Source organism: Desulfoluna sp. CYM3A (assembly GCF_056829965.1).
Map to the genome: position 1 here is coordinate 2,514,505 of NZ_CP186556.1, position 21,580 is coordinate 2,536,084.

The 21,580-nt window shown below is 48.0% G+C and carries 23 protein-coding genes, 1 tRNA gene and 1 pseudogene; 7 read left to right on the forward strand and 18 right to left on the reverse strand.

All coding sequences use genetic code 11. The annotated features are described in order from the left end of the window. Positions 1-771 precede the first annotated feature (771 nt). From ACOYW1_RS12865 to ACOYW1_RS12895, 7 genes are all read left to right on the forward strand, one after another. Positions 772-1,371: a TetR/AcrR family transcriptional regulator gene (locus ACOYW1_RS12865; protein ID WP_482423103.1), complete on the forward strand. Its 600-nt coding sequence runs from the start codon at positions 772-774 to the stop codon at positions 1,369-1,371. Between the two features lie 298 nt (positions 1,372-1,669). Further along, positions 1,670-2,872 (forward strand): NADH:flavin oxidoreductase, encoded by a 1,203-nt coding sequence (locus tag ACOYW1_RS12870; RefSeq protein ID WP_482423104.1) that lies wholly within the window; start codon positions 1,670-1,672, stop codon positions 2,870-2,872. A 19-nt stretch (positions 2,873-2,891) separates the two neighbouring features. Then, positions 2,892-3,221 carry a nuclear transport factor 2 family protein gene (locus ACOYW1_RS12875; RefSeq protein WP_482423105.1) on the forward strand — a complete coding sequence of 110 codons (330 nt, stop codon included), beginning with the start codon at positions 2,892-2,894 and terminating at the stop codon, positions 3,219-3,221. A 285-nt stretch (positions 3,222-3,506) separates the two neighbouring features. After that, entirely contained in the window at positions 3,507-3,743 is a 237-nt protein-coding gene (locus ACOYW1_RS12880; protein ID WP_482423106.1) for a hypothetical protein, read from the forward strand. A gap of 95 nt (positions 3,744-3,838) precedes the next feature. Further along, positions 3,839-4,057 (forward strand): hypothetical protein, encoded by a 219-nt coding sequence (locus ACOYW1_RS12885; RefSeq protein ID WP_482423107.1) that lies wholly within the window; start codon positions 3,839-3,841, stop codon positions 4,055-4,057. Between the two features lie 317 nt (positions 4,058-4,374). Beyond that, a complete protein-coding gene (locus ACOYW1_RS12890) occupies positions 4,375-5,595 on the forward strand; it encodes an IS256 family transposase (protein WP_482423108.1) in 1,221 nt (406 codons plus the stop codon). Between the two features lie 1,021 nt (positions 5,596-6,616). After that, positions 6,617-7,066, forward strand: coding sequence for a tyrosine-type recombinase/integrase (locus ACOYW1_RS12895; RefSeq protein ID WP_482423109.1), 450 nt, complete (start codon positions 6,617-6,619; stop codon positions 7,064-7,066). Between the two features lie 17 nt (positions 7,067-7,083). Here the strand turns inward: ACOYW1_RS12895 and ACOYW1_RS12900 are convergent. The 18 genes and pseudogenes from ACOYW1_RS12900 to ACOYW1_RS12985 form a co-directional block, all read right to left on the reverse strand. Continuing rightward, positions 7,084-7,166, reverse strand: a tRNA-Thr gene (locus ACOYW1_RS12900). A 393-nt stretch (positions 7,167-7,559) separates the two neighbouring features. Continuing rightward, entirely contained in the window at positions 7,560-9,752 is a 2,193-nt protein-coding gene (locus tag ACOYW1_RS12905) for a GumC family protein (RefSeq protein WP_482423110.1), read from the reverse strand. A gap of 1 nt (position 9,753) precedes the next feature. Beyond that, on the reverse strand, positions 9,754-10,290 hold the full coding sequence (locus tag ACOYW1_RS12910; RefSeq protein WP_482423111.1) for a polysaccharide biosynthesis/export family protein: 537 nt from the start codon (positions 10,288-10,290) through the stop codon (positions 9,754-9,756). A gap of 267 nt (positions 10,291-10,557) precedes the next feature. Then, entirely contained in the window at positions 10,558-10,869 is a 312-nt protein-coding gene (locus tag ACOYW1_RS12915; RefSeq protein ID WP_482423112.1) for a hypothetical protein, read from the reverse strand. Between the two features lie 34 nt (positions 10,870-10,903). Further along, entirely contained in the window at positions 10,904-11,068 is a 165-nt protein-coding gene (locus ACOYW1_RS12920) for a hypothetical protein (protein ID WP_482423113.1), read from the reverse strand. 85 nt (positions 11,069-11,153) lie between these two features. Continuing rightward, complete coding sequence (locus tag ACOYW1_RS12925) at positions 11,154-11,285, reverse strand: hypothetical protein (protein ID WP_482423114.1); 132 nt, start codon at positions 11,283-11,285, stop codon at positions 11,154-11,156. After that, entirely contained in the window at positions 11,263-11,625 is a 363-nt protein-coding gene (locus ACOYW1_RS12930; RefSeq protein WP_482423115.1) for a hypothetical protein, read from the reverse strand. The genes ACOYW1_RS12925 and ACOYW1_RS12930 overlap by 23 nt, the downstream gene beginning before the upstream one ends. A 399-nt stretch (positions 11,626-12,024) precedes the next feature. Next, positions 12,025-12,819: a hypothetical protein gene (locus ACOYW1_RS12935; protein ID WP_482423116.1), complete on the reverse strand. Its 795-nt coding sequence runs from the start codon at positions 12,817-12,819 to the stop codon at positions 12,025-12,027. 1,152 nt (positions 12,820-13,971) lie between these two features. After that, positions 13,972-14,934: a sugar transferase gene (locus ACOYW1_RS12940; RefSeq protein WP_482423117.1), complete on the reverse strand. Its 963-nt coding sequence runs from the start codon at positions 14,932-14,934 to the stop codon at positions 13,972-13,974. Continuing rightward, positions 14,903-15,487: a Rossmann-fold NAD(P)-binding domain-containing protein gene (locus ACOYW1_RS12945; protein ID WP_482423118.1), complete on the reverse strand. Its 585-nt coding sequence runs from the start codon at positions 15,485-15,487 to the stop codon at positions 14,903-14,905. Before ACOYW1_RS12945 ends, ACOYW1_RS12940 begins: the two co-directional genes overlap by 32 nt. A 19-nt stretch (positions 15,488-15,506) precedes the next feature. After that, the gene (locus ACOYW1_RS12950; protein ID WP_482423119.1) at positions 15,507-16,514 is read right to left on the reverse strand and encodes a tetratricopeptide repeat protein; all 1,008 of its coding nucleotides are present in this window, start codon (positions 16,512-16,514) and stop codon (positions 15,507-15,509) included. Between the two features lie 251 nt (positions 16,515-16,765). Next, the gene (locus ACOYW1_RS12955) at positions 16,766-17,443 is read right to left on the reverse strand and encodes an O-antigen ligase family protein (protein WP_482423120.1); all 678 of its coding nucleotides are present in this window, start codon (positions 17,441-17,443) and stop codon (positions 16,766-16,768) included. Positions 17,444-17,856: 413 nt separating this feature from the next. Then, positions 17,857-18,081 (reverse strand): UDP-N-acetylglucosamine 2-epimerase, encoded by a 225-nt coding sequence (locus ACOYW1_RS12960; protein WP_482423714.1) that lies wholly within the window; start codon positions 18,079-18,081, stop codon positions 17,857-17,859. A 158-nt stretch (positions 18,082-18,239) separates the two neighbouring features. After that, positions 18,240-18,917, reverse strand: a pseudogene (locus ACOYW1_RS12965) (UDP-N-acetyl glucosamine 2-epimerase); the annotation flags it as partial. 113 nt (positions 18,918-19,030) lie between these two features. Continuing rightward, positions 19,031-19,360 carry a transposase gene (locus tag ACOYW1_RS12970; protein WP_482423121.1) on the reverse strand — a complete coding sequence of 110 codons (330 nt, stop codon included), beginning with the start codon at positions 19,358-19,360 and terminating at the stop codon, positions 19,031-19,033. Next, on the reverse strand, positions 19,302-19,583 hold the full coding sequence (locus tag ACOYW1_RS12975; RefSeq protein ID WP_482423122.1) for a transposase: 282 nt from the start codon (positions 19,581-19,583) through the stop codon (positions 19,302-19,304). Before ACOYW1_RS12975 ends, ACOYW1_RS12970 begins: the two co-directional genes overlap by 59 nt. A 1,189-nt stretch (positions 19,584-20,772) precedes the next feature. Continuing rightward, positions 20,773-21,018, reverse strand: coding sequence for a WecB/TagA/CpsF family glycosyltransferase (locus tag ACOYW1_RS12980; protein ID WP_482423123.1), 246 nt, complete (start codon positions 21,016-21,018; stop codon positions 20,773-20,775). Beyond that, positions 21,015-21,413 carry a WecB/TagA/CpsF family glycosyltransferase gene (locus ACOYW1_RS12985; RefSeq protein WP_482423124.1) on the reverse strand — a complete coding sequence of 133 codons (399 nt, stop codon included), beginning with the start codon at positions 21,411-21,413 and terminating at the stop codon, positions 21,015-21,017. The genes ACOYW1_RS12980 and ACOYW1_RS12985 overlap by 4 nt, the downstream gene beginning before the upstream one ends. Positions 21,414-21,580 lie beyond the last annotated feature (167 nt).

Sequence of the window (21,580 nt, forward strand, 5' to 3'; positions counted from 1 at the left end):
TGCGTTGTGGCGTGGCCTGACGTACGGGTGACTGGAATACAACATTCATCCCACGACATGTTTCTCATGCCTTTATGAACGTTGCCATGAGCGCCTCCTCCCCCTTGCGAGGCATAACCGGTCCGGCCATTGGGTGGGATTGGGGCCGGACGGTCAAATAGATGATATAACTAAAAATCTTATTTCAAAAATACCAATACTATTTTTTGTGTTCATTATACCATCCAACACAAAAGATACCAGAGCTATTATGTTGGTTTGCCAGGGCAATGTGTTTGAAACACATCAATCAAATACAATATCAAAAATAGTACCTAATTTACCATTTTTCATACAGAATCCACCCCCGATGGGCAAAACGAAGCGTGCCCACCTTTGACAAGACAGCCTCAATGTTGGGGTTATGACACGACACACCAAGGTTAAAGGACCATGTGGACCGACTGTGCGGGTGTCGCACGCGGCCTCAAAAACAATAAAAAGGGGTTACGACCGAATAGTCGTAACCCCTTTTTATTGTTTGGTACCGAAGAGGAGACTTGAACTCCTAAGCCTTGCGGCACTATATCCTATAGACCCGAACTTTCACCACACTAAACCACAACAAACATCATAAAATCAAAATATTAGACGTAGCGACTTTCTATTTTCTTTGGTTTTGTGATACGTCATGATTACAAAATGACAAAATGTGCATGTACGGCCGTTTTCAGACAAAGCAATTTTAAAAAACGTTTGACAAACAAGACGACCGGTCGTATGCTACATTCCATGGCACAAAAAAAACAACATAACGATAAAAGAGAAAGAATTCTTCAGCAGGGTATCGAACTTCTGTCGGAGCATGGATATCACGGGACTGGCCTTAAGGTAATACTCGACGCTGTTAAGGTACCGAAAGGTTCATTTTATAATTACTTCAAAAGCAAAGAGCAATTTACCGTCGAGGTTATCCGGACATATAACAATGCTATGATGGAGCAGTTTGATCTTTATGTCGAAGAAAGTGACGGGGATGAATTGGAAATAATCAAGACCATGTATCTCCATGTTTTGGACAGTGCAGATGAGCAACAGTGCCTCAAAGGGTGTCTTATTGGCGATCTTTCAGCAGAAATAGGCGGGCAGAGTAAACTCTGCGAGACTGCATTAAAATATGCTTTCAAGGCATGGCAGGACAGAATGACCGGATTGATACAAAAGGGTCAGGATTCTGGTAGCATTCGAAATGACCTCACTGCTGAGCAACTATCTATGTTGTTTTTAAATCAGTGGGAAGGGGCGTTGTTACGAATGAAAGTGGAGGGTGACACCGCATCTGCCCGAAACGCCCTTGATCACATGTTAGATGTTCTTTTTAAGAATAATTAGTGCCCCATTTCCAATTCAGAAATAAAAACGTTGCAAGCACCGGGTCAACCAAGGGGTTGCAAGGAGGCGCACTCCAAGGGCGCTTGTTTCACGGCGTACCTGTCGTACACTACACAAGCAACACCACAGGTTGATTCAGGGCTTATTGAATTGCTAAAAAAATTTATTGATGGACGCGAACTGTTGATAGATTTTTTTTAGTGCAAGAACCAAGACGACCGGTCTACTATAACATTGAGGTTAAGGAGAAAATGATATGAAAAATAAGTTTCGAGGTCATGACGAGGCAGTTCTTTAGGTGAGGGTTTATGCCTTTCATGAATTTCGCCAATCACTAAGCAAACAGTACAAAATCAATAAACAAGGAATGAAAATGAAAACAAAATCAACATTTGAAAAAACCAGTGTAGGTGGCATTGAAGTGAAAAACAGGATTTTTCGATCAGCCACTCATGAAGGGACCGCAAAGAACGGGCAGGTCAGTGACCTGTTGTTAGATACGTATCGTAATCTTGCTAAAGGTCATGTAGGGCTGATCATCACGGGGTACCATGTTTTTTCAGAAACCGACCACCACAGTAAAGGAACGGTGGCTTTGAATGAGGCCTCACTGCCAGGATTACAAAAATTAACCGAAACCGTTCATCAACATGGATCTAAAATCGTGACTCAAATCAACCATTCAGGTTCTCAACTATTATCTCCGCCAAAGGGGCAGGTCTATGGTCCTTCAGAGGTAGCTGATCCTGTCAGTGGTATTACCCCTCTGTCATTTACGAAACAACAGATAGGAGAGTTTATTACAGAATTTAGCAACGCCGCTTTAATAGCTAAAAAATCTGGATTTGACGGTGTACAGATTCATGGTTCACCTTATTACAAATTTTTAAGTCCGGCTTTTAATAAAAGAACAGATGATTATGGTGGTTCACCTGTTAAAAACGCCCGTATTCTTGTCGAAATATTAAACGAAATTAAAACAAAATGCGGAAAAGACTACCCTGTTTGGATCAAGCTGAATTGTTCAGACTTTCATCCAACAGATGAAGGGTTAAAAGAAGAGGATTTTCTTTTAATTGTAAACGAATTAGCAAAAAATGGAATCGATGCCATTGAGGTAAGCGGCGGAACCCTGACTGGTAAATACGCACCAAGCCGATCAAAAAAACATACAGCCTATCATCTCGAATATGCGGAAAAAGTGGCCAACAACGTATCTGTTCCGGTTATTCTTGTCGGTGGGCTCAGAAATATTGATACTATTGATCGTATTCTTTCAGAAACAAACATAGCGGCAATATCCATGTCACGCCCCCTGATTCGTGAACCGGAACTTGTCGAAAGGTGGATGGCAGGCGACAGGCAGGATGCTGCATGTATAGCCTGTAATGGGTGCTATAACCCAAACGGTACAATTTGCTTTTTTGAGTTAGGAAAGGAAGAAAAAGCAGCACAGAAAGAAACGATGAAGCTCCTAAAGTCACTTGAAAATAAATCATAATCTCAAAAAGGAGGAAACCATGGAAACAAACCGCAACAAGATGAACTCATTCGTAAAAGATCACTGGTCACCGGCCCAAAAGGAAAAGGCTGAAACTGTCCTTTCATTCGTACAACACCTGATGAATGATCACAATTTTGAACTCATTGAACAGCAGTATTCAAATGCCACTTACATCCAGCATAATCGAAGCATGGAAGATGGCATTGAGGGGGTGGTTAACTCTGTCAGCACCCTTACAAAGCGATTTCCGGACTTTTCCTATGAAGTAAAAAACATTTTTGTCGACGGTGACTATGTCATTCTGCATTCGACTGCAGCGAACCGTGCAAAAACATCGGGGAAATGATCGAAAAGGGTTCAATATTATTGATACCTGGCTTGTTAAAGACGGAAAGTTAACGGAGCACTGGGATGCGGTTCAGCCTCTCGATAGTTTTATGCGCTTGTATTACTGGATCACAGGTGGTGCAGTGCTTAACACAAATGGGGTTTTCTAACCAGTTATTCCATTTGCCCTGTGGGCTGAAGATAGAATCCATAAATTTCAAAATCTACTGTTAGCTAAGCCTGACATGCATTACATGGCATTGGTCAGTAGAGATATACATCTATATTTTAAGAGGAAATAATTATGTGGAAAATCACCGTTCTATCCTTTTTTATTGTGGGTTGCGTCGCCTTTTCAACCGATATTCACGCACAATCAGAGAAATTAGTTATAAATTTTGAATCCCTGCAGAGAGAAAGCTGGTCAGAAAAAGAAACGGAAAACGCAAAACTGATTACGGATTTTGTACAAAACCTAATGAACAATCACAACTTTGACTATGTTTTGGAGAAGTATAACGACGATTCAGACAACTACTAACAGAAATTTCTGAACAATCACAGCGCCTGGCAGCAGTTCCGGAAAAATTTGTTCAAGGATTTATCCAGATTTACACGTATGAGGAAAACAATTACGTGGATGCTAAATCAATGGGAATTTTTCAACCACATGCAACGCTAAAAGAAAAGGATCGAGGAAATGACCGGAAAGGGATGAACATCATAGATACGTGGCGGCTTAAAAACGGAAGAATTGTAGAACACTGGGACTCGATTCAACCACTTGATACATCCATGCGATTCTATAATTTGCTAAAAGGCGGTAAAATCAGAAATGCCAATGGGGTATTTTAAGTGTGTAAAAACTATCACCCCCAAAATGTTCATTCAAGACAACTATGGAGGAACTGTTTGTAGCTTCATCGTTCACCTTAACAAAGCCACTGTCATGAACTCTGCCTTGTAGAGCAGGCCTCAGGACAGTGAAATTTAAGAAAATGAAGAAAACGGCCGATAACGACAAGGTCTCCTATGAGGCCTTGTGCCCGTTTCTGAATCTCTCAAAAATGCTCCCGAAATAATCAAGGAACACAGGAACCGGATCATCAGAGAGTGTAAATTTATCTGTGTATCTGGCTGTGGTATTAACCTCCTGAAAGGAGAATGTCACCATGGCCAAAAAGCAGAGTCGTATAGATGCACTTTTAGATGAGTTGCTCAAAGATGAAGACCCTAAAGAACTATTTAATAAAGATGGACTTCTTGAGGATTTAACCAAACGCCTTGTGGAACGCGCCTTGGAAGGCGAGCTGACCGATCATCTCGGCTACCAGAAGAATGAACGCCAAAAGAGTCGCTCGACAAACGTCCGTAATGGCAATACAAAAAAGACAATTGTAACGAATCGAGGTTCACTTGATATTGAGGTTCCCAGGGATCGAGATGGTGATTTCGAACCTCAGTTAGTCAGAAAGCGCCAAAAAAGGCTTCCAGGGTTTGATGACAAGGTCATTGCACTATATGCTCGCGGAATGACAGTGAGAGAGATCCAGGGCCATCTCAAAGATCTCTATAGTGTTGAAGTATCCCCGACACTGATCAGCAATGTGACCGACAGCGTCATAGATGATGTTCGCCAGTGGCAGTCTCGTCCGTTGGATACGGTCTACCCCATCGTTTACCTGGATGCAATATATCTAAAGATTCGTAAAGGCAGCCATGTTGAAAATCGAGCTGTTTATCTGGCATTGGGTGTAAACCTTGAAGGTAACAAAGAGCTTCTTGGCCTCTGGATTGGAGAGGCTGAGGGTGCAAAATTTTGGCTTGGCATCCTCACTGAGCTTCAAAGCCGAGGGGTAAAAGATATTTTGGTCGCTTGTGTTGACGGCTTAAAGGGCTTTCCTGAAGCCATTGGGAACGTCTTTCCTCAGACGGAAGTCCAGCTCTGTATCGTTCATATGGTGCGTAATTCTTTGAGATACGTTGGTTGGAAAGAGCGAAAGAACGTCGTAAAGAGTTTAAAGGAAATCTACACTGCACCCACAGAAGAAGCTGGTTTGAGAGCTTTGGATCAATTTGAGCAAGAGTGGGGAGAAAGGTTCCCAATTATCGGCCAAATATGGCGTTCTAAAAGGGAAAATATAGCGCCGTTCTTCCGTTACCCAGAACCGATACGTAAAGTCATTTATACGACAAATGCTATCGAATCTTTGAACGCATCATTGAAGAAAATTACAAAGAAACGGGCAGCTTTTCCAGCAGAGGATTCAGTGCGAAAGGTTCTGTATCTGGCGATATTAAAGGCTTCTGAGAAGTGGTCGCGCCCCATCAGGGACTGGGCTGCTGCTCTCAACTATTTTTCGATTGTATTTGAGGGGAGAGTCCCTCTTTGATTTAAACGCCAGATACACAGTTTATTTGACAGTCTCGATCATCACTGCCAAGGAGTTTAAACCCCTCATGGACGCAGCGCACTTTCAACACCCTTATTGATAGCGAGATGCAAGTGGATACAGGCCGTAACCTGTTTCCTGTTCCCCCTTATCATGGATACATTGTCGTTCCGAACGCCATTGTACCGATTGCCAGATTATTACTCATCTCAGGATCTCTACTGTCTTCTGGGGACACCGATGAACCCCAACGATCTTCAAGATCACAGACCGGACTTGAAGCAACTTATGATCTCGCTTCTTTGCACCGACCGAAACATACCCGTGAGAGACGGGAGTGCCAGTGATAATAAGCTCAATAACGAAACTACTAACCAGATCTCAACGCACCTGGCTAAACATGGCATTGGAACCGGTGCTTCAGTTTATGTGGCAGACTCGGCCATGCTCATCGGACAGAATATCCTCGACGTTTCCGCGGTGACAATATCAAGTTCATCACTCGTCTTCCTGCCCAGCAACCGCTGCTAGGCCATACGAGGAGCGACGGAAAGAGTTGAGGATGCTTGGATCCATATCGGCGAGCTCTCCCAAGGTCAGGCGACCAATAGTCCAGCGGCTTTATCGGTAACAGGAAGCAGCGGTAACTCTCTATGGCGCCGAATACAGGGCTTTGGTGGTCCATTTTTCCGCCCACGACAAACGACGACATAAGAAAATAGATCGTCAACTCACAAAAAATCGGGAAAGCCTTGAAAAACAGTGCCGCGAAGCTTGATCAATCGAGTTCCATTGCAGGGAGGACACCCAAGATGCTGCTGAAAAGTTGGCCGCGGCTCGTTCGGCTCTCCATGATATCAGGGTATCTATAGAGAATGACCCCAAGTACGGCAAGGGACGTCCGCCAAAAGGAAAAGAGCAATGAGTGCCCCCATGCTAAACAGCATCTGGGCCACGGGCTATTACATCGGCATGCAGAGAAATGAGATTGTAAACCTGAAGCGTCGGAAGATTACCGTTGATGATGATATCACGAAAGATGATGAGGCTCGTTTTCACCCCCTCCCCTCTTCTGGAAATCTTCCTTGATCTTCCCCGGCACCTACACACAGATTACACCCTCCTTTACAAGTCTCTCCCTGTAAAAGACATCCGCGGATCACTGCAAAAGGCCTGCAAGCTCACAGACATCCCCTACGGTAGAAAATCAAAAGACGGAATCACCTTCCACGACCTTCGCCACACCTTCATAACAAACATGAGACGAGCGAGAATAGATGAGACGGTCATCATGAAAATCACAGCTCACTCGACCCGGGAGATGTTCGACAGATACAATTTTGTATCGGACGAGGAGGCTGTCGACGCCATGCACCAATTTGAGGGATTTTTGAGAAACGGACAAGTGTCGCAAAAGTGTCGGCAGATGGGCTCTGGGGACAAAAAAAGGGATACGGAGACCTCACCGTAACCCTTTGTATTTATCATTGGTACCGAAGGGGAGACTTGAACTCCCACGCCTTGCGGCAACTGTACCTAAGTTATGTGTCTACCAATTCCACCACTTCGGCATGTTGTTAATTTATACAGGACCTCATTTCCATTTGCAACGACCAATGAGGGTCTGAAAAACCACGTTTTTATACAGTCCCAGCAGCATGCTGTCAACCCGTTTTTTACCCTTTCACGTCATTCCGTACCAAGGTGGGCCAATCCCTGAAAAGTGCGCCAGCCTTGAATTTCACGTTGACCCCTCCCCTATTTTACGGTAGTGTATAGACAGGTGTGACTGATGGTGGCAGCCATACGGTCCCCTGCAAGCCGTTCAGCGAGGGTCTACTGCCATAGCTCACCTCCGAACGGCTTGGCCTTAAAAGCAAAGCGGAATGCATGAAACATGCATTCCGCTTTTTTTATGGAATCACCGGGAGGTCACCCGGCACCCGTATAAGCAATTGATCTTTTTACCCACACGCCTTCTGCCTGTCATCCCCTCCGTAGGCATAGCCCCCGTAATAAGCGCCATAACCATAATAGTAGTAACCGCCGTTTTTCTTCCCTGCCCCGTTAATCACCAGGCCCTTTACGTCAGCCCCCACATGCTCCATGGCCTTGAGACCACGGTCCAGCATGTCGTAGGTGGTCTTACCGGCGCGTACCACCACCACCGTGGTATCCACAAGGCGGCTCAGGATCAGGCTGTCCGAAACAGGCATGACGGGAGGCGAGTCAATCACCACCATATCGTAGACCTTCGACATTGAGTCCAGAAAGGCCTTGAGACGCTCAGAGCTGAGGAGTTCCGAAGGCAAGGGTGGGACCGGTCCGGCCAGGGCCGCGTGGAGGTTCTCGACACCTGTCTTCACCACAACGGATTCATCGCTGTTGCCGCTCAGGTAGGTACTGAGGCCCACTTCGCTGGTAAGGCCCAGCAGATTTCCAAGGTTGGGCTTTCTCAGGTCCCCGTCGATAATCAGTACCTTTTTCCCGCTGTTGGCAAGGGCCGTAGCCAGGTTTACGGCGGTGGTGGTCTTTCCGTCTGCCGGGGCCATACTGGTAAAAAGAATCCTCTGGGGCGGGGTGTCTTTGCTCGTAAGCATCAGAGCCACCCTCAGGGACTTGTAGCTCTCTGAAACGCTGGATAAAGGAGCCTCTTTCAGAACCGTCTCGATACGCCCTTCCTTGGCATCCATTTGAGACACCACGCTGAGCACAGGCAACTCAAAACGCTCTTCGACTTCCTCAACAGACTTAACGGTATTGTCCAGGTACTCCACAAAAAAGGCGAGCCCAACGCCGCCGAACAGCCCGAGCAGCACCCCGAGCAGGAGGTTGCGGGCACGATGCGTATCCACCGGCTCCACAGGGGGAACAGCCGCCTCCACGGTCCAGACACTGACTGTCTGAACCTCTTCAGAAAGGGTCTGCTCTTTGATTTTAGCGATAAGGGCGTTGTACAGGTGGCGATAGGTCTCCACATCCCGTTTGAGAATCTTGTACTGCACATATTTCTCGCTCAGGGTGATGGCCTCGCTCTTGGCAGCCAGAAGCTGTGCCTTGAGGTTTTTCACATTTTCACGGGCCATCTCATAGTTGTTCTGGATGGATTGGATCACCCGCTTGGTTTCCGTGGCGAGTTTGTCTTGAAGGAGGGCAAGCTCATTGGTGCTGCGAATCATCACCGGATGACGTCGCCCGTATTTTTTGGAATGCTCCAGGATGGTCTGCTCTGCTTTGACCAGGTCACGGCGGATATCCTGAATGGCCTCATCATCCGATACAGCCGGAACGGTAAGGGCCTCTTCGGTTGTGACAGTACGCAGCCTCTCGCTAATGGCCCGAAGCTCTTCTTTGCGGGTCTCCTCAACGGTCATTTTGGCGGAGAGTTCGTTAACACGCTGGGGCCCGATGTTGATATTGTTTTCGATGGCCACGATGTCCTGTTGGCGCATGTAGGCGTTCAGGGCCTTTTCCGCGGCTTCAAGTTGCTTTCGCTGCTCTTCGGCCTTCTTACTCATCCACTCCACGGTATACCCGGTGGCTTTCATACGCATTTCAAGGAGCTCATCCATGTAAGCGCGGGTAAAAGCGTTCACCACCATGGATGAAATCACCGGGTTGTCGAACTCATAGCTGATGTTGACAATCTTGCTGTCCTTGGTTGGCTCAATCTTCAGTTCTTCGATCAAGATCTTGGCAATAATATCAACATCGGTAACGGCCCCCCCTTCCAGCCCCTCGTCCTGCCCTTCCGTGGCGGAAAATGATTTCATCACGTCCCTGCCCCACGAAACGGCGTCTTCCCACAACGAGCGCTTTTCTTCATCTGTTTCCAGAAACCAGGAACCATAGCGCGTGGCAAGCCCCAACCTCTCCACCACCTTGACGGCAACAGGCTTGCTTCGAATGATCTGAAACTGGGTTTCAAGGAACTGGGGATCCCAGCGCACATAGCCCTGGGACTCTATGATGGGTGAAGAGCTTTCGTTTTTTTCGATCAGGAGCCGGGTCGTGGCTTCCCAGGTAGGTTCAAGGTTAGAGGTAAACACCCCGATGATCGTCAGGACCAGGGTTAAAATAAAAAAAGTCAGGACAGTAAGCCGCCGCTTTTGAATCACCCGCCAGTAATCTCGTAAGTGGATCTCTCTTTCTTCCATATCAGAAAAAACTCTCCTGTATCACAATGATATCCCCGGGAATAACTTTATCACCCATATCAACGTCTTCGAGAATCTGCTTCTCCCCGTCGACCCGGCGGATGACCTGAGCCGTTTTCTTATACGCCCTGCGCGTGAACCCAGAGGCCATGGTGACAAGGACCATGATGGAAGTGTCCTCGTCGATCTCGTAACGCCCCGGTTCAGTCACCTGCCCAAGGATATTGGCTTTACGGCTGCGATACTCATCAATAAAGACATTGATCTGAGGATTCACGAGATACTCTTCATCCACGTACAGACGCATCAGGTGTTCGGAAATTTCTTCCCCGGTCAGTCCGCTCACCTTTACGCTTCCGATAAAGGGCATCTTGATGGTGCCGTCGGCACTTACCCTCACATTCATGCTCAGATCTTCGTGCTCATACACCTTGATAGACAACAAATCCCCTTTGCCGACCCGGAAATTTTGCGCTAAAGCCGGACAAAGAGGACCAAGTAAGAAAATAAGAATCAATAGCACTGCTGTATTTCTCATAATTCCCTTCGATAATAAAAAATGTCGTGTGGGGGATGTTCGGGCAAGGGCTAAGGGAAAACCAAACCAACCGGCGTGTTAAGGCATATTCTTCAAGGAGCCATTCACACGCCGGCCCCTTTATTCCCCTCAGCCCCGTTTTGCCCTTACATCGAGGCTGTTACGGGCTACATCATGTTTTCCGTGTAATCACTCTGGTCACTTTTGTCTCGGCCGGAAGCGCTTCTGTCCGTATACATATAAGCGAGGCTTCCGTAGATTCGCTTGTTAAGCTGACTTAACCGACGGTGAGACCGTATAGGTGGTGTCGTCCCTGTCGATTTTCTTATACTCTTCCTCGGAGACAGAGAGGCGCAGTGCAGAATTGATACGCGACGTCAGACTATAGGTTCCCGAAACGCTCAACATACTTTCCGTGACAAAACGGCTGGTGGTGGTTTCTTCATTCCCTCTTTTCGCGTTGGCGCAAAGGTCGATTCGGTCACTCAGGTCGTAACTGACAAAGGCCTCAAGACCGATGGTGTCATCAGTCTCATCGAGGTCATCGAGGTCCTTGTTTATGTAACCAATTTTACCCATGGCGTTGATACGCTCGCTGGCATCGTATTTATCTCTACACCTTGAATTCCGTACTGTCAAAATCTTTCGTATCGTAATCGATATCCGTATGGGAGATCTCGCCGAAGAGCGTCGTCTTGGGCCGGATATCGAAAAGGACAAAGCCCGTTGCATACAAGTCTTTACGATCTTTTTCCGGGGCGTCAGAGTTATAGTTCACATCGTAGTAGCCCAAATCCAACCGCGCTTTCAGCTTATCGCTGATGGCATAGGAGGTGGTCAGCGCCAGCAGGTTATTGTTATACTCAGCACTGTCCGTCTCTTCTTTCTACGGCATCCCGGGAGTCCTGGTATTGATCCATCAATTCAAAGGAGAGGCCCCCGGCAAGGTTCCAGGCCGCATAGGCATCGAGTTTATGGAGATAAAATCCCGCCATCGAAATCCAAATAATTCTCGAAGGTCGGAGCATACCTGAAAAAGCCCTGGTACCTGCCCATCTCTTCATTCTGGAAGCGGGTCTGGGCCATGCCGCCCGGTACGGAGCTGGAAGCGGCAATGTTGATCACCTCGGCATCGGCTCCGGGAAGGGCCAGCCAGACCCCTGGGGTGATGTAGCTGATCAGGTCATCTTCTTCGTCGTCGTTGGTGGCAAACACGTTATCCGTGTATTCCCCGGAAAAGGAGATAAAAGGATGAATCACATCCGACTCAAGCCCGAACATCTCTTGAGAGTAAAGATCACACCACCCAGACGCGGCCATCAACAGAAACACCACAATCCCAAATCCGAACCCTATCCACTTCGTTTGTCTCACTTTTTCACCTATTATTTATGGTAAAGGCTGAAAACCGACCTCAAAATCATTTCCGCGATAAACAAGACAGCTACCACGTCGCGTCTTTCATATTGAGCCTTATACCGTGATGCATTTCCCCTGCCCGCCTATAAGAGAGCGAATGTGACAGCGGGAATCCAAGCCCCATGTTTCCGGTCTTTGGCAAGATCGCCATGGTTTAGTTGGGGCTAACATCCTCGGAGGGCGGATTATCGATGGTAACGGGAGGCTGAGTGACCGGAGTATCGTCGATATCTATCTCCGAGCCATCGTCATCAGATTTCGTGGAGGTCTGAGCTTCAGTGGCCGTATCCATAGCAACTTGTGCAGCGTCCACTGTCATTCCTGCCTCAGTGGCCCCCACGGTAATTTGGTCTGAAGTTGCAACGGCCTCCATGGCGCTGCCCACAACCTCAAGGACGTTCTCACCTGCGTTGATGGCCGCGGCCACCACCTCGCTTGAGACGGATTGATCCAGACGACTGCAGATGAGACAACCTCATCTGCCTGGGCACCGGCATCAAGAGCGGCGGTAACCGCTGTGCCCGCAGTTGTTGAATCTGCTTTTACGGCGGCAGCCACAACATCTCCCGCCATTGCATTGGCGCCAACCGCAGCTGCAACTACGTCACCGGTTGTGGAAGGATCCGCCGTCACGGCAGCAGTTACGACCTCGGTAGCGGATGCATTGGCGGCAATGGCTGCTGCAACGGCCTTTCCTGCCGATGAGGGATCTGCCTTGACGGTCTCTGAAACAATGTCGGCAGCCGGAACATCGGCAGCGATGGCTGCGGTCACAACGGTTCCGACATCGGCATTGACGGTGGAAGCAGCAGCGATCACAGCGCTTTTGTCGTCAACCACCTTGAAACCGGACGTCAGTGCAACCTGGACGGCTTCGGGATTGATCGTGTTAACCTCGGAAAGAAATTCCGACAAAGAGACATCGTTGGTCATGGCAAACTGCAGGGCTTCCTGCATCATCATGGAGTCGGAGACACCACCAAATTTAATGGCATCGCTCAATACCGTCTTCCAAGTCGGAATCTCTTCCGCTTCCGGCGCCCCAAAACTTAACGAAACCGAACCGAAAACCAAACAAACCGATAAAACGACTACACCCCACTTTTTCATGGTGCCCCCTTGGCGCATGAGTTAAATAGACGGTCGCTCCAGAAAAACGGAGCACTCTACCGAATGAAGTTATATTATTTAATCGCCATCACTATCTGACGATATATTTCCCATTGACTGGCAGCAGTGCAAAAAAATTCGAGTATCTATACCGGATATTTCGCGAAGGCGATCAGGAATCCCTGAGCCATTAGTTTATACACCAAAAGAGACTGGCGAAATCCGTGGGATAATGCGACAACCCTATGAAGGTAAACATACCCCGTAACCGAGTAAGCAAGTCACTATCAGAACGATTGATACACCACACCCATACAATTCGGGCCTAAGATAAGAAAGGCAACGCTGCCGAATCTGGTTATATCCTGATGCGTTTCACTACAGAGTATTCATGATAGTCCGAGCCATGAATACTGATCAATACCGAGGGGGGAGGATAACAGATAGTTACTTAAACATAAGAGACGTTAATCGCACAAGTTTTTTTACATGTTTTTTCAAAGTAATAATAGGTTGGCACTTCACAAAAATCACTCAAAAGCAACTATCATAGTACTTGCCGTAAAAAGGTTGTTTTACTTCATTTTTGGTAAAATCAAATTGAATCATACACGCCACAAGACGCTCTCTCAAAAAAGCAACGCCCGTTTGCCTTCGGCTTCGGCACCAGGGTCAGATTCCCCTTCCCCCTCGAAAAGTAATTCAATGAGGAGTCCTTTTTGACCGGTTACGACGAAGCCTGCCAAAAACCCGGGCTCTTTGTCGCCTATCATAAACGGCGTGACATCGCCAGCACACCACCGTCGCTCAAAGAGAACAGCCCCTGAATCCGATTTTGTGACTCACATGGAAGCCGTGAAGCCCCAGCTGTTCTGCGAAACCTGCGGCTTCCGGCCCAGGATCTACCCAGTCCGGGGAATCAGGAAGAGCCGAAGAGGACCACCCCTTGGCAGTTTCCGGCCTACCCTTGGGAATCCATGGCCACCTTATTTGGCCCCAAAGCCCCTGGCTGCCCCGCGTGTTCATGTCAAGAAAGGGCCAAAACGTCACACTTGCCATGCCTCCATACGTTCGCCACCGAAACGTGCCAAATAATATCAAACAAAGCTGATAGTATCCCTTTGAAATAAAGGTTCTATCGCCCGCTTCCCATCACAACAGCCCGTATGGTGGACAGGAGAATCTATTTGCATCCAGCCCCAGGGACCAGTTGTCTATGTACTCCAAGTCCATCTTCATCCACCCCTCAAAGCTGACATCATTGCGATTGGGGGTCACCTGCCAGATACAGGTCATTCCTGGTTTCATGGAGAGCCTTCGGCGTTGCCACAGCTCGTACTCACTCACCTCGCTCGGAATGGGTGGCCGGGGCCCGATGAGGCTCATCTCCCCACGCACCACGTTGATCAACTGGGGCAGCTCGTCCAGGCTGGTTTTTCTCAAAAAGGTCCCGACGTATGGAATGACCCGGGGGTCTTTTCGAACTTTAAAGGCCGCCATGTTCTCATTTGCCTCCATTAACTCGTCCAGCATTGTATCGGCACCCACAACCATGGTGCGAAACTTGTAAATCTCAAAAAACCGCCCGTTCACCCCCATGCGCTTTTGCTTATAAAAAACCGGCCCGGGAGAGATGAGCTTGATGGCCAGACCGATGACCAGAAAAAACGGTAAAGAGACGACCAGCATGATGCAGGAAAAAACATAGTCATACACATTTTTCAGCATAGAACCCACGGCATCCGAGGAGATCATGTGCATCTTCATGGTGGGAATCTGTAGAAAATTTTCAAATGAAACCGACGCATTGCCTGGTTTATAAACCAATTTATGAATCTGCCAGTCCGGCACGATGCGGACGCTTACGCCCATGCTCTCTGCAAGGGTCAGGTAGCCGGACGCATTTGGGATCAACTTCAACGGCATGGCAAAGATCAACTCATCCACAACGGTTTCCTTGAGAATCTCAGCAAGCTTTTCCACATTGTCGAGAACCGTCACGCCGGGGATCACTTCCCGTCCGATGCGAGAGGAATCGACGTCCAAACACCCCTGGATGATGTACCCCGATCCTTTCTGCTTTTCAATTTTCCTCAGGATCCCTGGCTCGCTCAAGGCTCCCCACAACCAGAATATTTCGCGTGTTGTACCCACGCTTCCGGATCCTAACCAGCACCAGATAAATTATGGTCTTGCTGACACAAAGCATCACCATGTTGAGGCCGCCGAAAATAAGAATCATACCGCGACTTACATCATGGTTTTTCAATGCATACAAAACGGCCCCAAATACCAGCAGGCTAAAGCAAACGGCCTGTGTGGCGTTAACCAGAACCTGCATGAGGCTTCGTTTTCGATAGGGCTCATACAAATTGAAAGCCTGAAACGTCAGCCCCCAGATAACCGTCACCATAAAAAGAAGGGTGTAATAGTTAGGAGCCGTGGACAGCCCCCCTGCCCCACCGGGAAGCAGGTATTTTTTGGTAAAGTAGGCCCCCACAAAGGCCAGCATCGTTATCAACACATCGATAAAGAGATGAAACCGGACAATAACCCTGTTCTTTTCTTTAAGCATGAGAATCCCTCGGTTTTCTGATACAAACGCGCCCAACAAGGCACCTTTGGTCGATGCCATAAACGCTAAGGGGGGGAGAATGCTTCGGTTCATCAACAACTCAATCACCAAATCAAAGGTAGGACGACAGCCGCTTTAGCCCTGCCGTTGCTCTTCGGTTGTCCGGGTCAACAATCAACACCCGCTCGTACTCCTCTGCGGCGCGGTAGGGAATACCCATTTTGAGGTAGGTGTCGCCCGTCAGAAGTCGTATCTTCGGATGGCCGGGAAAGTACTCAGAGGCTCTTTGGAGGACCGACAGCGCCATGTCGTAGTCCTTCTCAGTCATATAAACCCGGTAAATTTTCATGAAGTGCCAGGGTCTCAGCGAATCGTCGCACTCCAGATAATCCATTGCCCGGAGAATCGCCTCACGTGCCAGTTCACCATGGCCGAAGGCACTCATTGTATCGGCGAACACAAAGCGAGGATAGATGCGCTCGGGCAGCATCCCGTAAATGGTTTCCTTGGATAACCCGTGGTAAAGAAGCAACGAGATGCACGCCTTGATGTTATCCTTAGATACATCAAGGAGCATGGCTTGCTTGAGGTACAGGGACGCTTCATCGGTTTCTCCAGCACCGAGAAGCCATCCGGCAAACATTTTGCGCCTGTCCGGGTTGGCCGCGTCATGGGCGACGGCCCTCTCAAAATAGTGACGCCCCAAGACCTTCCGGTTTCTCCGGCACGCATACCGGGCGGTGTACTGGAGGACGCTACTGTCCACCGGGCATAAGCGCAGAGCCTGCGTCAACCACCCTTTCGCCATATCCCCCTCTCCGTAAACAGCAAAAACCTGTGCCAGGGCAAAGGGATAGGCGGGTTCAAGGGGGGCGAAAAACGCTGCCCAATGAAGGGTTTCTATCACTTGCGACGACTCTTGCAACGTGGTGTCACCTGAGACAACCGTTCCGGCCACACGATCAAACAAAGCGGATGCCCGTAGGGAACCGCCCTGGTAAACGCCGACCAGCAAGAGAAAAACCACTGTGAAAACCCAGGTAACCCGTTTATGAACCGATGTGGATTCCGCCAGGAATGTCTCCTGCCTGCCGCGAAGCCGCGTATGGGAAGCGGCCATGGCGAGGCCGCACGATAAGAAAAAACAAGGCCATTGGCATTGCTGTAGAAATTAAAATCCACAACACTATGAAAGCAAATCGCCAGAATTCCGGTAAAGGAGCCGAGATACAGGCAATGGGCATAGGGATCACGGCGTTTGCGATACATAGCCCAGGTGGCGCGACAGGGCAACAACGAACCACACCACCAAGAGGCACCCAATCACCCCGCCGCATGAGAGCAGCTCAATGTAATCATTGTGGGCATGTCCTACGGATTTCTGGCCCTGCAAACTCCGATAACCGGGATCCCAAAGGTCCCCACTCCTGTACCTGTCAGAAAAAAATCGTTCACCATGCCGTAGGCATCGTTCCAGATGGTAAAACGAGAGTTAACCAACTTCCCTTCTTCATTAAAGGCTCTACCGAACTGCTCACTGGGTTCCCACCCAAACCAGGAGACAGAAAGAAGGATCAGCAGCACAGACAAAGAGACAAACCGCTTTCGCCGCGACGTCCCCTTACGAAGAGAAAAAAAGCCGACCAGGCAAATCATGGACGCAGAGATAACCCCACCTCGAGAAAGGCTGAGAAACACAGACGTCCCCATGAGAACCGCCGCAAAGCCCAGCAAAAGGTGAAGGGCGCTTGTCGCCTGACTCCAGAACTCCACCACCCTCTCCCGCCAGGAGCCATACCTTGCCTGGGGTCGATAGTAGAGATAAAGCCCCAGCACCATCGGCAAAATCATGCCCATAAACCCGGAGTAATGGTTATGGTACACATACGGCCCCACATGTGTGTTGTTGGCAGGCCCTGCATAAAAACCGTAAATTTTTCCGTTGGTAAAAAGAGTTTCAACAATGGCATAGACAGCCATGACACCGGCAAGACCTGCAACGACGAGAACGGTTTTCTTCAGCTTGTCCCGATCCGAAAGAAGCTGCACCGTACCCCAATAAAACAAAAGATAGGCTGAAAACCGAAACCCTCCGCCAGGGTTTTCCCGGGGTAAACAGAAAAAGGAATCCACGAGAACTCTTCCAGCGGGCCAAGGTTCTCCCGATAGATGAGATAGGTGGCAGGAGAAACCCACTTGACCAGTGTGGCAGGAAGAGGCATGGCTTGAAACACGAGCCAGCCCACAAAAAGTCCAAGAGGCAAAAGCCCGGGAACACGGTATGGTGTTGCATTTCCCTTAAGTGCAAGAAGATAAAACACAGCTCCTCAAAAACGCAGCTCAACTCCAAGATGGCAAGAGCCAAGGGTGTCGCGGGCGCCAAAAGCAAGGGGAGAAAGATCAGAACAAACAGAAAAATCCGGTAGGATACGTTACGCATAGAAAAGGATTCGATTTTTTTGTTATAACGGAGAGGTGACATCCTCAATTAGAACATCCACAATCCGCTGCGCGGCCTTGCCGTCCCACAACTCCGGTACCGAGCCGGTCTTGACATTGCCTTTTTTAAGGCCATCATATGCAGCAAGAATGTTGGCGCCGGTGGTTCCGATGAGGGTGTTTGTCCCCTCTTCCACGGTAACGGGCCGCTCAGTGTTATCGCGGATTGAAAAGCAGGGAACCCCCAGGCCCGTGGTCTCCTCCTAAAGCCCCCCGCTGTCGGTAAAGACAGCATAAAGGGGCTCCTCCAACAAAGAAAGTCTCCCCATAACCAAGGGTTTAATTTAACGATGCGCTCAGACATCCTGACACCAAAAGAGTCCAGCATCTTTCTGGTTCTGGGGTGAACGGGAAACAGGATGGTACTTTTTACCTGGTTCAGGGCCCTTACAATATCGCTTAGCTTTTCCTTGTCATCCACATTGGACGGCCTGTGCAGGGTCAAAAACAAATATTGGCCCAAGCGAGCCTTCAGATCATGACAGGCAAATTCAGAATCCATGGTGTCAAGGACCTTTGCATGCTGAAACAGGAGGTTGTCGATCATCACGTGGCCAACATAATGAATGGACCCGCTTGATTTCCCCTCCCTCAAAAGGTTCTCGTTGCCGTGCTTCTCCGTGGTGAAAAAATAATCGGTGATGGCATCGGTGACCATCCGGTTGATCTCCTCGGGCATGGTCAGGTCAAAACTCCGAAGCCCCGCTTCCACATGGGCGACCTTGATCAACAGCTTTTTGGCAACAATACTGCACGCCAGGGTGGAATTGACATCTCCCACAACAAGAACCACATCAGGAGCTTCATCAAGACAGACCTTTTCGAACGCCACCATGATCTTTGCAGTCTGCTCCGAATGGGAGCCGCCACCAGCGTTGAGGTGATAATCCGGCGCAGGAATACCGAGATCTTCAAAGAAGCTCTCGGACATATTCGCATCATAGTGCTGACCCGTATGAACGAGCTTGTAGTCAAGTTGCAAACCATTTTGGTTTGCTTTGATCTCACGAATAATGGGTGGCATTCTTTCATGAAATTGGGGCGAGCACCGGCAACGAGCAATATTTTCATTTTTTTATCCAACACTTAAATAGGGGTTGCTGAACAATTTTGCGCGATTAATTTCAGGACATGAGGTTAGTCAGCTGCAGAGGCAAAACGTGGCACATTGAAAGACCACCACCGAATTGGCTCTTTGAAAAGCAGGCACAACAAAATGGCTTTCAGCCATTTTTCTATATTCATGACTAAAAAGCAAAGTGAGATAGCAGTTTCACTGGTCTTTGCCAATTTTGTCATCACACGGCCAAGGCAGTATCGTCTCTTTGCTTGTCCAAATTTGCCTTCAATGGGGATTCGATCTATTTCGTCTTGTCGGGCCTGAAGAGATTTTTCGATTAGTTCAGCCTCAGTCTCGCGTTTTTTTCGGCGGTCTTCCCAAAGGAGGTCCAGATATACGAATGCCATGGCGTTTGCAATATTTACGATTGTCTCTGGTTCGGTATACCTGATCAACGTGTACCGATTTAGGGTAAACCTCAAACCGTTTCTTGTAACGCTGGATTTGTCTCACCAGGTCCTGGTTTTCATTGAAGTTATCCCAGCTGATTCGGCCAATGAAAGCATAGCCATCAACAAGGCTAACGGAACACTTTAGCGCCGAACTCTGTATCACGCCCGGCTTTTCCACACTTTTTGATTGGTTGTAGACTGCTGTTGGTTGATGTTAATGATTTGGTCATCGATCCTTTTCTCCCGCCGATCAAACATCATTTTGTGCTGTCGATATACTTGGTAATCACAAGAGGATCTTAGTACACCTTCGGCTTCAGAACTTGGAGGCTCATCTTTGGAGAGCGCGTCAATATACCCCAGATTTCTGTTCAAGTACCCTAATTGAAGTCTCAGGATCTGACGTCGTTTACTGGTACTCATCCGTTTACTTTTTGAAGCGGAGAGATACTCTTTTCTCGCCTTTTTACGGTATGTTTGAGGCTTGATACTACCTGGGTTTCGAGTGCCATGAAAATGTCAATCATGCGCTCAGATCTTTCCCTTGCGTTGTTGATCAGCTTGAAATCAGTAGGGAAAGAGATATCAGCGGGTGCGCAGGTGGCATCAACAAGCAATTTGCCTCGGTTGGATGGCCCTCCACCCTTTTTGTTATAATCGTCATCGGCCTTTTATTAGCGCAGCTGACCTCAGAGCACGCTTTCTAACCGATTTGTCTATGCGCGAAATGATATCTGCAGTAAAACGTTTTCGAAAAATGGGACGAACATACTTGGATTAAAAGGAGGCTCGTCGAACAAGCCTTCATGCCACAGAAATACTGCAGGTATGGGTTTTCTCGAATTCTGCTCAACACATTCATGATTACTTTACTGACAAGCGTGCCTTAATAATGAGTGTAGCAAGAGCCATTCGTGCTGATATTGCTGAGGGGCCTTGACCGCATTGAGTTAGCTTTCCATGGTACTCATTTTCAAATTCGTCCCAGGGAATCAGGTGACCCAATTTTACATAGCGGTTGTATAGGGACAATTTGCCGCCAAAAGGTAGCTCAAATTCTAAAACAAATTGCTTCTCATTGTGCCTGTAAATGAATTTTTAACCTCAAAGTGCAAGGCTTTTTCAAAAATCAGCCTGTTATCATTGCAGCTCAAGCACAAAACACATCACGTTTCGGTGCCGTTCTCAGTGGAGACAGATTATTGAAAACCTCGCACAAATACCTGAGAAAAAAATATAGTCCGAGTTGAGAATGGGAAAAGCACAAAACAAGCCTCCAGCGGTACGGAGTGGCGACCTCTCTAAAACGCTATATACATTCATTTGTAGAGAGGGGATTGTTGTAATTTTCGTGCTACTCGGGTTATCTATTGTTTCATATTTTTATTGTCATGGCCTAACATTTCTTTCATAACAAGCCAAAGAAATGCGGGGTTTGTGCGAGCATATCTGCGCCACATCCGCCTGGGTTCCTGAATAATCCTGTAACTCCACTCCATTCCGGTTTTCTGCATCCACACCGGTGCTCTCTTCGTTTTTCCGGCAACAATATCAAAACTCCCACCGACGCCCATGCAGAAAGGAACATTCATCACAGGCATCCATCTGTTCAAGTACTTTTTCCTTCATAGGTGAATAAATCTACTAAAAGCATATCTGCATGGTCTTTGATCATGCTCGCAATGCCCTCTTCTTCATCTTCTGAATAGTATCCATTTCGATACCCCGCCACCTTTAAATCTGAATATTTTTTTTGAAAGGATTCCACCACCCCTTTCACAACCCCCTCTTGAGCGCCGAAGAAAAAAGGCCTGTATCCCTTATCACTGCACACACGGATAAGTTTCTGAAATAAATCCACACCGGCAACACGCTCAGGGAGCGGAACCCCCAATAGCCAAGAGGCCCATACAATGGGCATGCCATCCGCATTGATAATGTCACAGGATGCGATAATATCTTTTAACTTAGAGTCCGATTGCATCTCCACAAACTTTGAAACATTCACAACCACGTGCTGACACATAGCTTTGTTGTGAATTGATTTTTCAACTTCAATTATTGTTTGATTCAGTGTCGGTATGAATCGACAGGGCAGCCCATGGATCAATTCTGGACATCGGTATCCTCTTCAAAGAATTTGACGAAAACGCATAACTATAATTTTGGATTTCT